Genomic DNA, 14802 nt, shown 5'->3' on the forward strand with positions numbered 1-14802 from the left:
TCCTACCTCCTTCCGGCCATTTTAATCATACGGTGCGCCAGGTCTTTACCCAGGTAGCCGTCGATAATGCCATGGACCAGGTATAAAATTGGAGTCATCAAAATGGCGACAACAAATTTGTAGGTATAATTAACCAGGCCAATAGCAGCAACCATTTGCCAGCTCCAGTGATACTGGGGATTTAAATAAAATGCAATAAAAATGACTACGAAACTGTCTATAAACTGTGAAACTACCGTTGAGCCGGTAGCCCGAAGCCATAAGGCTTTATCTCCGGTAATTTTTTTTATGCGGTGAAAGATCAGTACATCTGCGATCTGTCCAACTAAAAAGGCGACCACAGAACCAACAATAATCCACATCCCCTGTCCAAAAATACCCGCAAATGCGGCATTCATATTTACCATCTGTCCATTGATGTTTTGATTTATCCAGAAATCTGATGGTGTAAGGTGCATCGCTGCTCCTACAATAATAAAGGCATAGGAGATTAAAGTTGCTGTTAACACCGATAAAAAGCGTACCTGCCTGACACCAAAATATTCATTGATGATATCTGTCATGATAAATATCAATGGCCAGGTTAATACACCTGCCGACATATTAAAGGATAAATTGGGCACCCCCAGTAAACTAATGTCAAATTGTTTAATGCCAAGTGTGCCCTCAACAGTGAATATTTTCACTCCAATAAATTCGGAAAGTATGGCGTTGGCCACAAAAAAAGCTCCCAGAACGAGCAATAACTTGCTCTCTTTTGTTTTAAAAGTCATAGCAGGCTGAAATTATTAAATAAATCTGATATAAGCCGATAAAATATTATTTCTATTTTCGTTGTAACATGATAGCTATACAATCAAAACTACCACACACCGGCACTACCATCTTTACGGTAATGTCAAAATTAGCGGAAGAATATAAAGCCATTAATCTTTCCCAGGGCTTTCCCGATTACGATTGTGATCCGAAATTGCTGAATTTTGTTACCGAGGCTATGCAAAAAGGATACAATCAATACGCCCCGATGCCAGGATTACCTGCATTGAGAGCATTGATTGCGGAGAAAGTAAGTAAGCTTTATGGCGCAAATTATCATCCGGATACTGAAGTGACCATTACGGCAGGTGGTACACAGGCCATCTTTACTGCACTGAGCTCCTGCATCAGTTCGGGCGATGAGGTGATCATTTTTGAGCCGGCCTATGATTGTTATGCCCCAACGGTTAAGCTACTGGGCGGCCTGGTTAAGCCCTATGAGCTGGTTCCTCCCAACTACGAGATTGACTGGGAAATGGTCAAAAAACTGTTTACAGCCAATACCAAAATGATCATCCTGAACAGTCCGCAAAACCCAACAGGATGTATCTTATCAGAAAAGGACATTAAAGCCCTGATCAAGCTCACCAAAAATACCGATATTCTAGTCCTCAGTGATGAAGTATATGAGCACATCATTTTTGACAACAACAAACACCAGAGCATTGCTTTGTACCCCGAATTAAGAGAAAGAAGCTTTATTGCCGCTTCATTTGGCAAATTATTGCATACAACAGGTTGGAAACTGGGCTATTGCCTGGCCCCTGAACGTCTCATGAAAGAATTTAGAAAGGTGCACCAGTTTAATGTATTTAGCGTCAATACACCCATGCAGGTTGGTATCGCAAATTACCTGAAAGATGAGGAAACTTACAGGAGTTTAGCTTCATTCTTTCAGCAGAAACGCGATTTCTTCCGGCAGCTGCTGAAAGAAACCAGTTTTAATTTATTACCTTGTAACGGTTCTTATTTTCAATGCGTTAGTTATGAACATATGAGCGAAGAGAAGGATACAGATATGGCCATAAGACTGGTAAAGGAGTACGGGGTAGCCAGTATTCCCGTTTCCGCCTTTTATACCAGGAATACAGACCACAAAGTATTGCGATTTTGTTTTGCTAAAAAACAAGAAACATTGGAAAAAGCCGTTGAAAGACTAATGAAGTTATAATTTAAGCCCTATAAATTACAATGATGGAAAGTCCTAACTACTTAAATATAAATAACCTGAAGGTCACTATTTTCCAGGCCTACCTGTTTTGGGAGAACATTGACAAAAATCTGCAGAACCTTGCTTTACGCTTGTCGATTGGGGTCAAAGAAAAAACTGACCTTATCGTTTTGCCAGAAATGTTTAACACTGGTTTTAGCATGAATGCTGAAGCACTGGCAGAAGAAATGAATGGAAAAACCATGCAATGGATGATCCAGATTGCTGAGAAATACGAATGTGTAGTTGCAGGGAGCCTGATCATTAAAGAGCATGGCAAATACTACAACCGTTTGATCTGGATGCTGCCAAACGGTGATTTTAGCTATTACGATAAAAGACATTTGTTTGGCCTGGGTGAAGAAGATAAAAACTATAGTCCTGGTGCTGAAAAGATAATTGTTGAACTGAAAGGCTGGAAAATACGCCTGGCCATCTGTTACGATCTGCGTTTCCCGGTTTGGCTGCGTAATCAAAATGAAGAATATGATATATTGTTGCTGATTGCCAGCTGGCCTGATAAAAGATCTGCACATTGGAAAGCATTGATACCGGCCAGAGCAATTGAAAACCAGTGCTATGTTATAGCAGCCAACCGTATCGGACATGATGGCAAGGAGGTTTATTACAGCGGACATTCGATGTGTATAGACCCAATGGGTAAAACCGTTTACTACAAGCCGGAGGATGAAGATCTTTATACTTTCAGCATCGGTTATGAAGAATTGGTTAAAACCCGTCAAAACTTTCCGTTTTTAAAAGATGCGGACCATTTTAAGATCATTTAAATTAAAATTACCCCTATTTATCTACCTGAGCGTTTCCATTTAACGAAAGCATGGGCCACAATTAAATTACCCTGAAATAATCAAGGCAAAATCTTATATTTGCGCCACTGATGAAGCACATACGTAATTTTTGCATAATTGCACATATTGACCACGGTAAAAGCACTTTAGCTGACCGTTTATTGGAATACACTAAAACCATCAGCCAGCGTGAATCGCAGGCCCAGTTGCTGGATAATATGGATTTAGAGCGTGAACGTGGGATCACGATAAAAAGCCATGCCATACAAATGAATTATAAGGTCGGTGAAATTGAGTACAATTTCAACCTGATTGACACGCCGGGACACGTAGATTTTTCTTACGAAGTTTCCCGCTCTATTGCAGCCTGCGAAGGTGCGCTGCTTATTGTTGACGCATCTCAGGGAATTCAGGCGCAGACCATTTCAAACTTATACCTGGCTTTAGAGCATGACCTGGAGATTATCCCCATCTTAAATAAAATGGACTTGCCCGGAGCAATGCCTGAGGAAGTAAAAGACCAGATCATTGATTTAATTGGTTGCAAGCGTGAGGAAATTATCCCGGCATCAGGCAAAACAGGCATGGGTATTCCTGATATCATCCAGGCCATTGTAGACCGTGTCCCTGCTCCGGTAGGTGACCCGGAAGCACCATTACAGGCATTGATCTTTGACTCTGTTTTTAACCCGTTCAGAGGAATTATTGCTTATTATAAAGTAGTGAACGGCCAGATTAAAAAAGGAGATAAAGTTAAGTTCATTAACACAGGTAAACAATACCTGGCCGATGAAGTCGGTATCCTGAAACTGGACCTATCGCCACGTACTGTTGTTAAAACCGGAGATGTGGGCTATATCATTTCCGGCATAAAAGAAGCGCGTGAAGTTAAAGTTGGCGATACGATTACCACCGTTGACCGGCCTTCATTAGATTCTATACAAGGTTTTGAAGAAGTAAAACCCATGGTTTTTGCCGGCATTTACCCTGTAGATACGGACGAGTTTGAAGAACTGCGTGAGGCAATGCACAAACTGCAGCTAAATGACGCTTCTATAGTTTTTGAACCGGAAAGTTCCGCAGCTTTAGGTTTTGGTTTCCGTTGCGGTTTCCTGGGCATGCTGCACATGGAAATTATCCAGGAACGCCTGGAGCGCGAATTCGACATGACAGTGATTACCACTGTACCCAACGTTTCCTATATCGCACGCACCACCAAAGGCGAAGAAGTGATCGTGAACAACCCATCAGATCTGCCGGATCCAAGTAAACTGGATTCGGTAGAGGAACCCTACATCAAAGCAAATATCATCACCAAAGCCGAATTTGTTGGGCCGGTAATGTCACTTTGTATTCAGAAAAGGGGAATTATCGTCAATCAATCTTACCTGACCTCTGACCGGGTTGAACTGGTTTTTGAAATGCCTATGGGCGAAATTGTATTCGACTTTTACGATAAGCTAAAGACAATTTCCAAGGGCTATGCTTCATTTGACTATCACCAGATTGGTTACCGCAAATCAGATCTGGTAAGATTGGATATGTTGTTAAATGAAGAACCTGTTGATGCTTTATCTTCATTGATCCACCGTAGCAACGCTTACGATTTTGGGAAGAAGATCTGTGAGAAACTGAGAGAATTAATTCCACGTCAGCAATTCGAGATTAAAATACAGGCCTCTATCGGTGCAAAAGTTATTGCCCGTGAAACGCTGAGTGCCTTACGTAAAGACGTTACTGCCAAATGTTATGGCGGTGATATCTCGCGTAAACGTAAGCTATTGGAAAAACAGAAACAAGGAAAGAAACGTATGCGCCAGGTTGGAAACGTAGAAATTCCTCAAACTGCCTTTATGGCCGTATTAAAACTGGATTAGTTGCTTACTATATTTACATTGCTTTTATTTTTGAACAAAAACAACACCATTGATACATGCAGTTACTAGACGGAAAATTCGCATCAGAGAAGATTAAACAGGAAATAGCAGCCGAAGCTGCAGATTTTTTAGCCAAGAGTGGCAGAAAGCCTCACTTGATCGCAATTTTAGTAGGTAACGATGGCGGTAGCGAGACTTATGTGGCCAGCAAAATGAAAAACTGTGAAAAGGTTGGCTTCCAGTCTTCGCTGATCAGGTATGATGTTTCAGTAACAGAGGCAGAGTTATTGCAAAAAATTGAAGAAATTAACAAGGATGCCGGTGTGGATGGACTGATTGTACAGCTTCCCCTCCCTAAACACATTGATCCTGAAAAGGTAACTGAAAAAATCGATTACCGTAAGGACGTAGATGGTTTTCACCCTGTAAATTTAGGAAGGATGATGCGCAACCTGCCTTGTTTTATCCCGGCAACACCTTATGGAATTTTATTGATGCTCCAGGCCTATCAGATTGATACTGCGGGCAAACACTGTGTGGTGGTTGGCCGGAGCAATATTGTAGGTAGCCCGATGAGCATACTGATGGCCCGCAATGCCAGTCCTGGTAATTGCACAGTGACCCTTACCCATAGCAGGACCACAAATTTAAAAGAGATTGCCCTTCAGGCCGATATCATTGTTGCAGCCATTGGAAAGAAAAATTTTGTAACTGCTGATATGGTGAAACCAGGTGCTATCATTATCGATGTTGGCATCAACAGGGAAACTTCCGGGCAAACTAAATCTGGCTATAAACTTTATGGTGATGTAGATTTTGAAAATGTTGCCCCAAAATCATCATGGATCACTCCTGTTCCGGGTGGTGTAGGGTTAATGACCATTGTAGGTTTGTTAAAAAACACATTGGCATCAGCAAAAGGAGAAATTTACAGTTAACTGTTCAGCTGCCAAAAAGCCGCCGGAGCCAGCCTTCCTTTATTCCTACATATAGCCCATCGGTCCTGATTTCAACAGGATAAGTATCGATGTAATCGCCTTGTCCTTCTGCGCCCCTCCCGGTATGCAAATCATATTCCCAACGGTGGATCGGGCAAATCAGCTGCCCGTTTTTACACCAGCCCCCACTTAACACGCCCCCGGCATGCGGACAATAATTCTGTACCACAAAATATTCATGCTGGTGCTTTACCAGGCATAACTTCTTTCCTTCTACCAGGATCTGCTTCACAAAATCCGCTGCTGGTAATTCTCCTTCAATTTTATGCCATTTCAATTTATTCATAGCTTGGTCATATCTCAGGTTCAAGATACATATAATCTGATTTTCAACAGATATTTATTTACCTTTGCCCCCTTTATATGGCACATCAAATACCAGAAGACGGCACATTACTTCCTTTGATGGAAGAATTTTATACCATACAGGGCGAAGGATTTAATACCGGAAAAGCAGCTTACTTTATTCGTTTAGGTGGCTGTGATGTGGGATGCCACTGGTGTGATGTGAAAGAAAGCTGGGATGCAGAACTCCATCCTTTAACCCCGGCAGACGAAATTGTAGCCAAGGCAGAAAGTTACCCTGGCAAAGCAGTGGTGATCACTGGCGGAGAGCCCTTGATCTATAACCTGGATTACCTGACCGAAAAACTTCGGGAAAAAGGGATATTAACCTTCATTGAAACTTCTGGTGCCTATCCCCTTTCTGGCAACTGGGACTGGATCTGTTTGTCGCCTAAAAAATTTAAAGCCCCCCGCCCGGATATTACCCCTTATGCCAATGAACTGAAGGTAATTGTATTCAACAAAAGTGATTTTGAATGGGCAGAAAAATATGCGGAGACCGTTTCAGCCAGCTGCAAACTCTACTTACAGCCCGAATGGTCAAAATCTAAAGAAATTACCCCTTTGATCATTGATTACGTGATGGCCAATCCCAAATGGGAAATATCGCTTCAGACACATAAGTTTTTAAATATCCCTTAGTTGCCCTTCTGATTTTTTAGCTACATTTAATCTGTTATTAAATTACCGTAGCATTGATGAAGAAAATTGCGCTTCTTTTTTTCTTATATTTTATCCTGCAAAGCAGCATTGCCCAGACTTCTGCAGTTAAAAAAGCTCAGGTCAGTTTTGACAAAGCTCAGCATTACCTCAGATCCAACGATTACGAGCAGGCAATCCCATTGCTGCAGGAAGCCCTGAAAGCTGATCCAAATTTTCAGTTTGCTTATATCCAGCTCGCAGATGTAAACAGGAGATTAAAATTATATGAACCTGCAAAAATAAATTATGCAGCAGCTATTGCATTGGCAGGAAATCCCGATCCAAGAATCTATTATGGCTTTGCAGAAGTACAAATGTATACGGGTGATTATGCAAATGCCTTAAATAACCTCAGCATTTTTATCAGGGATTATAAAGGCAATGATCCGGATTTCCTCAACAGGGCTAAAAAATATGTAAAGGATTGTGAATTTGCCATTGGCGCTTTAAAAAAGCCTGTAAAGTATGAACCCCTGAATATGGGTGCTGAAATTAATTCTGTACACCGCGATTATTTTCCATCTGTAACTGCTGATGGGACACGTTTGATATTTAGCCGGAACATCAATGGCAATGAAGATTTTTTTGTTTCAGAAAAAAAAGACAAATCCTGGAGCCTGCCCCTTCCTTTAAGTGAAAAGATCAATACCCAAAAATATAATGAAGGTGCACAATCCATTTCTCCGGACGGACGCTACTTATTTTTCACAGGCTGTAACCGGCCTGACGGATTGGGACGCTGCGACATTTACGTAAGCCATAAAAATGGAAAAGACTGGTCTGAACCATTTAATCTTGGCGCTCCGGTAAACACTCCTTACTGGGAGTCACAGCCTGCGATCAGTCCTGATGGCAGTACTTTGTATTTTGTAAGCAACCGGCCCGGAGGTTTAGGTGGCTATGACATATGGAGAACCACTTTAAAAACAGACGGTTACTGGTCGCAGCCCGAAAACCTGGGACCTGAGATCAATACCCCTTACGACGAGCATACTCCTTTTATGCATCCTGACGGGAAAACCTTATACTTTTCATCCGATGGATGGCCTGGCATGGGCAATAAAGACATCTTCATGAGCCGCATGAACGAGACAGGTCAATGGAAAATTCCGGAAAACCTGGGTTATCCAATCAATACTTTTAACGAAGAAACCGGCCTTATTGTTACACCTGATGGCAAATACGGACTTTTCTCTTCCATGCTAAAAGGCGGCTACGGTGATATGGACATTTACCAGTTTAACATGCCGGAGCCTAAAAAGCCACTTCCGATAACTTATGTAAAAGGGCTGGTGACGGATAAAGAGACTAAAGCATTTCTGGACGCCAAAGTTGAAGTGGTTAACTTAAAAACAAAGAAAATAGCCTACAGTGATCATACCTCTGCAGCAACCGGCGATTTCCTGGCGGTAATGCCCATTGGTGGAAACTATTCTTTTAACGTAAGTGCAGATGGATACCTGTTCTATTCAGAGAATTATCAGCTGGATAGTGCTTATATCAGCAATCCGTTTATCGTGCAGGTGGCGTTGGAAAAACTGAGCACTGGAAAAAACATGGTGCTGAAGAATATATTTTTTAATACCAACGAATACGTCCTTTTACCAGTCTCAATGACAGAACTTTACACGCTCCAGCAATTGCTCAAAAATAACGCAAGCCTTTGTATAGAGATTCAGGGGCATACAGACAATGTCGGAAATGCCCAGTTCAATGAAAAACTCTCTTTACTACGGGCGAAAGCCGTATATGATTACCTGATCCGGGAAAAAATTGATCCGGGAAGGTTAACTTTTAAGGGATATGGAGAAACGAAACCTATAACAGCCAACGATAACGATGCACAGCGCAGACAAAACAGGCGAACCTCTTTCATCATTACCAAAATCTAAGGGTCTTAAATAACCGCTTTTCTTATTCTGATCAGTTTAACAAGCAATTGTTCCAGTAAATCCAGCTGCAGCATATTTGCGCCATCCGATTTTGCATTTGCAGGATCAGGATGTGTTTCGATAAACAAACCATCAGCACCAACTGCAATTGCTGCTTTAGCAATGGTCTCTATCAATTCTGGTTTACCTCCGGTAACGCCTGAACTTTGATTGGGTTGCTGTAAAGAGTGCGTACAATCCATCACCACAGGTACACCAAAGCTTTGCATTTCCGGCAGCCCCCGGTAATCCACAATCAGATCCTGGTAACCGAAAGTATTTCCCCTGTCAGTAAGTATGACCTTCTGGTTTCCCGATTCTACAATTTTCTCCACTGCAAATTTCATCGAGCCGGCAGATAAGAACTGTCCTTTTTTCACATTTACCACCTTACCCGTTTTTGCAGCGGCAATGAGCAAATCAGTTTGTCTGCATAAAAAAGCAGGGATCTGCAAAACATCCACATAAGCAGCTGCCATAGCCGCTTCTGCACTTTCGTGAATATCAGTAACCGTAGGCACGTTAAAGGTTTTTCCTATTTTTTCCAGTATCTTCAGCGCTTTTTCGTCCCCGATTCCAGTAAATGAACCACCTTTAGAACGGTTTGCTTTACGGTAAGAACCTTTAAAAATAAATGGGATCTCCAGTTTATCGCTGATGTTGATGATGCGCTCTGCAATGCGTAGTGCAATATCTTCGCCTTCTATCGCACACGGTCCTGCCATCAAAAAGAAATTACCGGAGTCTGTATGTTTTAATTTATCTAATGAAAAGTTGATCATTATTGTTTTTATGCTATTAATTACCTAATTCGGACATGAACTTGATCCGCATCAGTTGTATTTCTTCACGTGAATAATCGGTTTCGCCCAGCTCTTTAAGTGCTGCATCAATAGAATCGTTTTCGGCCGATTGAAAATAATCGAATACTTCATCCTGACGGTCTTCATCGATAACTTCATCCACAAAATAATTCAGGTTCAGTTTGGTACCAGAGTTTACAATGGCCTCAATTTCCTTCAAAATGTCATCGTAAGTTATGCCCTTAGCCTTTGCAATATCTTCCAATCCAATCTTTCTGTCTATATTTTGAATGATAGACACTTTAAGCTGCGATTTATTGGCCTGGGTTTTAATGATCAGATCTATAGGACGTTCAATATCATTATCTTCCACATATTTCTTGACCAGTTCCAGAAAGGGCGCGCCAAATTTTAATGCCTTGCCGTTACCCACACCAGAAATCTGCTTCAGCTCATCCATGGCAATAGGATAATGCGTACACATCTCTTCTAAAGACGGATCCTGGAAAACAACAAACGGTGGAACATTTTTCTGTTTGGCAATCTTCTTGCGCAGGTCTTTCAATAGCTGCAGCAGTTGCGTATCCAGGGTTCCTGTTCCATGTTTTACATCATCCTCGTCATCATCCGCTGCACTGTCTATCGGTTCATTTAAGAGAAACTTAAGACTATACGGGTTTTCAATAAAATCCCGGCCCGAATTGGTCAGGCCCAGCAGGCCGTAATTGTCTATGTCCTTGGAAAGGAAGTTGTTCAATACCGCCTGCCTCACCAATGATTTCCAGTGGTTTTCTCCCTCAACAACACCCAGACCAAATTCCGGGAGCTTACTGTGTTCATAGGCAATGGTCTGGGCTGTTTCCAGCCCCATCAGTACATTAATAATGTGGGCATCGTCAAACTTCTCCCCAATCTTCCGGATCAGCTTTAAGAGTACAGACAGGGATTCCTCTGCATCAAAAAGTTTTTTAGGCTTTTTACAATTGTCGCACATGCAGTTACAACCGGTCTCATTAAAGTTTTCCCCGAAATAATGCAGGATCTGCTTCCTGCGGCAACCACCGGATTCGGCATAATCAATCACTTCTTTCAGGATCTGGGTACCTATTTCCCGTTCAGAAACAGGCTTGTCCTTCATGAATTTTGCCAGCTTATCCACATCTTTCTGCGCATAAAAAGCAATACAAACCCCTTCACCACCATCTCTGCCTGCTCTTCCGGTTTCCTGGTAATATCCCTCCATACTTTTTGGGATATCATGATGGATCACAAAACGCACATCAGGTTTATCTATCCCCATACCAAAAGCAATAGTGGCTACAATTACTTCTACGTCCTCCATCAGGAACTTATCCTGGGTATCTGCCCTAACCTTGGGTTCTAAGCCGGCATGATAAGGCAGGGCCTTTATACCATTCAGATTTAATGATTCTGCAACTTCCTCGACCTTTTTACGGCTTAAACAGTAAATGATCCCTGATTTCCCGGTATTGTATTTGATGTAACGGATGATTTCCTTCAATACATCCCGTTTAGGCCTGATCTCATAAAACAGGTTTGGCCTGTTAAAAGAAGACTTAAACAAAGTTGCATCACTCATGCCCAGGTTTTTGATGATGTCCTGCTGTACTTTAGGTGTTGCTGTTGCGGTTAAGGCAATGATAGGGATCCCCTCACCTAAACCATTGATCACCTGCCTGATTTTTCGGTATTCAGGCCTGAAATCATGTCCCCACTCCGAAATACAGTGGGCTTCATCTACCGCTACAAAAGATATCTTGATGAGTTTCAGGAAATCAATATTGTCCTGTTTAGAAAGCGACTCAGGGGCTACATACAATAACTTGGTCTGTCCGTTAAGTAAATCACTTTTTACCTGGGTAATTTCCGTCTTGTTTAAAGAGGAATTTAAAAAATGTGCAATACTATCACTTCCACCGAAAGCCCGCAACTGATCCACCTGATTTTTCATCAGGGCAATCAGCGGGGATATCACAATTGCAGTACCCTCATTGATCAATGCTGGTAATTGGTAACATATGGATTTCCCCCCACCTGTAGGCATAATAACAAAAGTGTTCTTCTTTTCAAGAACATTGGTGATTATTGACTCCTGATCACCTTTAAAATTATCAAAACCAAAAAAGGTTTGTAAGTTGTCAAACAACGACTTTTTCACATCCATTTCGTCTATAAAATATTCAGTGCTATTTTTACTTCAAAATAACATAATTTTGCACTAATTCAAAGCATCAATATACTAATTAATTCTGTTTGAAAAGTAAAAAATCTATTATCGAGGCCGGTGTCAACACTTTACAACTGGAAGCCCAGGCCATATTGGGCCTGATTAATAATATAAATGATGATTTTGTAAAGGTAGTTGACCTGATTATCGAAAGTAAAGGCCGGGTAATTGTCACTGGAATCGGGAAAAGCGCCATAATTGCCCAAAAAATTGTGGCCACTTTTAACTCAACGGGCACTCCTTCCATTTTTATGCATGCTGCAGATGCCGTTCATGGCGACCTGGGCATGATCCAGCAGAATGACATCGTCATCTGCATTTCAAAAAGCGGAAATACCCCGGAAATTAAGGTGCTGGCACCCTTGCTGAAACAATCGGGGAATACCATGATCGGCATGATCGGGCAATTGAATTCAGAACTCGCCATGCAGGCAGACCTGGTTTTAAATACTTATGTAGAAAAAGAGGCCTGCCCCCATAACCTTGCCCCAACCACCAGCACTACAGCTCAACTTGCCATGGGTGATGCACTGGCCATTTGTTTACTCCATGCCAGGGATTTTAACGAACAGGATTTTGCCAGGTACCATCCCGGAGGAGCACTTGGAAAAAAACTGTATTTAAAAACGGGTGATCTTGCCTTAAAAAATCAAAAACCAGAAATCAGCCCTGATGCATCAGTAAAAGATGTCATCGTAGAAATTAGTCAAAACCGTTTAGGTGCTGTTGTTGTTGTTAACCAGAATGTGATCCTGGGGGTCATCACTGATGGAGACATCAGAAGAATGCTGGAGAAACATTCAGATTTAACCAATATTAAAGCAAGCGACTTAATGAATCCGAACCCTAAAAAGATAGAAAAAGATCTTTTAGCCCTGAATGCACTTGAAATCATCAAAGAGAACAATATTACCCAATTATTAGTTACCGATGCCGGAAGTTATTTTGGTATCGTACATTTGCACGACCTTCTTCAGGAAGGCATCATTTAATCTTTCCAATTTAGCATGAATAAGAACAATTACGCATTGATCATGGCAGGTGGAGTTGGCAGCCGCTTTTGGCCTGTAAGCAGAACCGAACATCCCAAACAGTTTATCGACTTTTTTGGCGTAGGAAAAACATTGATCCAAAGCACTTACGATAGATTTTTAAAGATCTGCCCTGCAGAAAACATATTTATAGTTACCAACGAGATCTATACTGATATCATTAAAACGCAATTACCTGATTTAGATGAAAACCAGATCCTGGCCGAACCGATCATGCGCAATACTGCACCATGCATCTCTTATGGATCCATGAAAATTGCAAGCCTGAATCCTGACGCGACTATCGTAGTCGCTCCTTCAGATCATGCCATAACCAATCAGGATGCCTTTATTGAAGCGATTGAACAGTCTTTAAAAGCAGCCTCAGAAAATGATTGTCTGATTACTCTTGGCATAAAACCCAGCCGCCCTGATACCGGATACGGTTATATCCAATATGTTGAAAACACCTTAAAAACAGATGATCAGATCCATAAAGTAAAAATCTTTACGGAAAAGCCAAACCTTGAACTGGCCAAATCCTTTATACAAAGCGGAGATTTTTTATGGAATGCCGGTATCTTCATCTGGTCTGCCAGCGCCATAAACAAAGCTTTTTCAAAACACCTGCCCGAAATGCATGAAATCTTTTTGCAAGGCAACACTATATACAATTCTGAAAGTGAGAAAGCGTTTATCAGTGACGCTTACCAGCAGTGCACCAATATCTCCATTGACTTCGGAATCATGGAAAAAGCAGATAATGTTTACGTATTGCCTGCCGATTTCGGCTGGTCTGACCTGGGTACCTGGGCTTCTATTTACGACATTGCAGAACATGATTATGTAGGAAACGCAGTGATCCCTGCAGAACAGGTCATGATGTTCAATTCTTCAAATTGCATGGTAAATGTACCTAAAGATAAACTGGTCATTTTACAGGGACTGCACGATTACATTGTGGTAGAATCAAACAATACCCTGCTCATTTGCCCAAGATCAGAAGAACAAAGCATTAAACAGGTAGTAGCAGACGTAAAAGCCAGGTTCGGAACAAAGTTCATTTAAACCGGCCAGCACAAAAAAATCCGGACAACTTATGTGTCCGGTTTTTTTTGTGCTTTTTAAACCGAAAATTGCCTTTGCCTGATGGCCTCATAAAGGATGACCCCTGCCGATACCGATACATTCAATGAACTGATCTCCCCGATCATTGGAATTTTAGCCAGATGGTTCGCCATCCGCATGATCTCATTGGAGATGCCTTCATCTTCGGCCCCCATTACAATAGCTGTCGGAGCCGTATAATCCGGTGCATAGATCAGGTCATTGGTCTTTTCTGTGCAGGCCACAATCTGCAAACCGCATTCCTGTAAAAATAAAGCTGTTTTATGTAAATTCGGGTGCCGGCAAACCGGAATACTGAACAGGGCCCCTGCCGAAGTTTTAATGGCATCAGCGTTAATCTGTGCCGAATTTTTACTAGGTACAACAAGGGCATGCACCCCGGCACAGGCCGCTGTGCGGGCAATTGCGCCCATATTCCTTACATCTGTAATTCCATCCAGGATCAACACCAAAGGTGTTTCCCCTTTTTCATAAATTGCAGGAATGATGTCTTCAATTTTTTGAAAGGTAATGGCAGAAATCACAGCAATAACTCCCTGATGATTTTTCATGGTCATCCGGTTGAGTTTTTCTACCGGAACATTATGTACCGGCGCATCCACCTCCTTCAGCAATGCTTTTAGTTCCATAATTATGCCAGCCGTTAAACCACGTTGTATATAAATGCTCTCTATTTCTTTTCCGGCTTTAATTGCCTCTATAACAGCACGTATACCAAATATAAACTCATTATTTTCTTTAGCTCGGGCGGGTCTTCTGGAATTTTCCATTTCTATAAAATTGAGCGGCAAAAATAGGCATTCTTTTCCACATAGTTTTGTTAGCAAAAAGCTAAAATTCAGCAAAGCGATATTGGTATCCTAGTATTGGTGATGGTGGAAATGTGTATAAAGAAATGCAGAGA

At 41.6% G+C, this 14802-nt stretch carries 13 protein-coding genes; 8 read left to right on the plus strand and 5 right to left on the minus strand.

Going from position 1 to position 14802, the window contains the following annotated elements:
- Window positions 1–2 precede the first annotated feature (2 nt).
- Entirely contained in the window at window positions 3–773 is a 771-nt protein-coding gene (locus R2Q85_RS11730) for a queuosine precursor transporter (protein WP_316811975.1), read from the minus strand.
- 68 nt (window positions 774–841) lie between these two features.
- Between R2Q85_RS11730 and R2Q85_RS11735 the strand changes: the two genes are divergently transcribed.
- The 4 genes from R2Q85_RS11735 (at window position 842) to R2Q85_RS11750 (ending at window position 5650) form a co-directional block, all read left to right on the plus strand.
- Entirely contained in the window at window positions 842–1987 is a 1146-nt protein-coding gene (locus R2Q85_RS11735; RefSeq protein WP_316811976.1) for a methionine aminotransferase, read from the plus strand.
- A 20-nt stretch (window positions 1988–2007) separates the two neighbouring features.
- Complete coding sequence (locus R2Q85_RS11740; protein WP_410478881.1) at window positions 2008–2814, plus strand: nitrilase family protein; 807 nt, start codon at window positions 2008–2010, stop codon at window positions 2812–2814.
- Between the two features lie 110 nt (window positions 2815–2924).
- On the plus strand, window positions 2925–4712 hold the full coding sequence (gene lepA, locus R2Q85_RS11745) for a translation elongation factor 4 (protein WP_316811977.1): 1788 nt from the start codon (window positions 2925–2927) through the stop codon (window positions 4710–4712).
- Between the two features lie 56 nt (window positions 4713–4768).
- Window positions 4769–5650: a bifunctional 5,10-methylenetetrahydrofolate dehydrogenase/5,10-methenyltetrahydrofolate cyclohydrolase gene (locus R2Q85_RS11750; RefSeq protein ID WP_316811978.1), complete on the plus strand. Its 882-nt coding sequence runs from the start codon at window positions 4769–4771 to the stop codon at window positions 5648–5650.
- A gap of 4 nt (window positions 5651–5654) precedes the next feature.
- Here the strand turns inward: R2Q85_RS11750 and R2Q85_RS11755 are convergent, their stop codons facing one another.
- Window positions 5655–5996 (minus strand): Rieske (2Fe-2S) protein, encoded by a 342-nt coding sequence (locus R2Q85_RS11755; RefSeq protein ID WP_316811979.1) that lies wholly within the window; start codon window positions 5994–5996, stop codon window positions 5655–5657.
- Between the two features lie 77 nt (window positions 5997–6073).
- On the opposite strand from R2Q85_RS11755, the gene R2Q85_RS11760 reads away from it, so the two are divergent.
- The gene (locus tag R2Q85_RS11760; protein WP_316811980.1) at window positions 6074–6697 is read left to right on the plus strand and encodes a 7-carboxy-7-deazaguanine synthase QueE; all 624 of its coding nucleotides are present in this window, start codon (window positions 6074–6076) and stop codon (window positions 6695–6697) included.
- 56 nt (window positions 6698–6753) lie between these two features.
- Window positions 6754–8649, plus strand: a complete 1896-nt coding sequence (locus R2Q85_RS11765) for an OmpA family protein (protein WP_316811981.1) — start codon at window positions 6754–6756, stop codon at window positions 8647–8649.
- Between the two features lie 5 nt (window positions 8650–8654).
- On the opposite strand, the gene kdsA is transcribed toward R2Q85_RS11765, so the two are convergent.
- Window positions 8655–9470, minus strand: a complete 816-nt coding sequence (gene kdsA / locus R2Q85_RS11770) for a 3-deoxy-8-phosphooctulonate synthase (RefSeq protein WP_316811982.1) — start codon at window positions 9468–9470, stop codon at window positions 8655–8657.
- A 16-nt stretch (window positions 9471–9486) separates the two neighbouring features.
- Window positions 9487–11676 (minus strand): DNA helicase RecQ, encoded by a 2190-nt coding sequence (gene recQ / locus R2Q85_RS11775; RefSeq protein WP_316811983.1) that lies wholly within the window; start codon window positions 11674–11676, stop codon window positions 9487–9489.
- 89 nt (window positions 11677–11765) lie between these two features.
- Between recQ and R2Q85_RS11780 the strand changes: the two genes are divergently transcribed.
- Together R2Q85_RS11780 and R2Q85_RS11785 are read left to right on the plus strand one after the other, a co-directional pair.
- Window positions 11766–12731, plus strand: coding sequence for a KpsF/GutQ family sugar-phosphate isomerase (locus R2Q85_RS11780; protein WP_316811984.1), 966 nt, complete (start codon window positions 11766–11768; stop codon window positions 12729–12731).
- Window positions 12732–12746: 15 nt separating this feature from the next.
- Window positions 12747–13838 (plus strand): mannose-1-phosphate guanylyltransferase, encoded by a 1092-nt coding sequence (locus R2Q85_RS11785; RefSeq protein WP_316811985.1) that lies wholly within the window; start codon window positions 12747–12749, stop codon window positions 13836–13838.
- A gap of 56 nt (window positions 13839–13894) precedes the next feature.
- Here the strand turns inward: R2Q85_RS11785 and rlmB are convergent, their stop codons facing one another.
- Window positions 13895–14668, minus strand: a complete 774-nt coding sequence (rlmB, locus tag R2Q85_RS11790; protein WP_316811986.1) for a 23S rRNA (guanosine(2251)-2'-O)-methyltransferase RlmB — start codon at window positions 14666–14668, stop codon at window positions 13895–13897.
- Window positions 14669–14802 lie beyond the last annotated feature (134 nt).

Origin of the sequence: Pedobacter heparinus, from assembly GCF_032678725.1 — a bacterium.
In the GTDB taxonomy this organism is placed as follows: Bacteria; Bacteroidota; Bacteroidia; order Sphingobacteriales; family Sphingobacteriaceae; genus Pedobacter; species Pedobacter heparinus_A.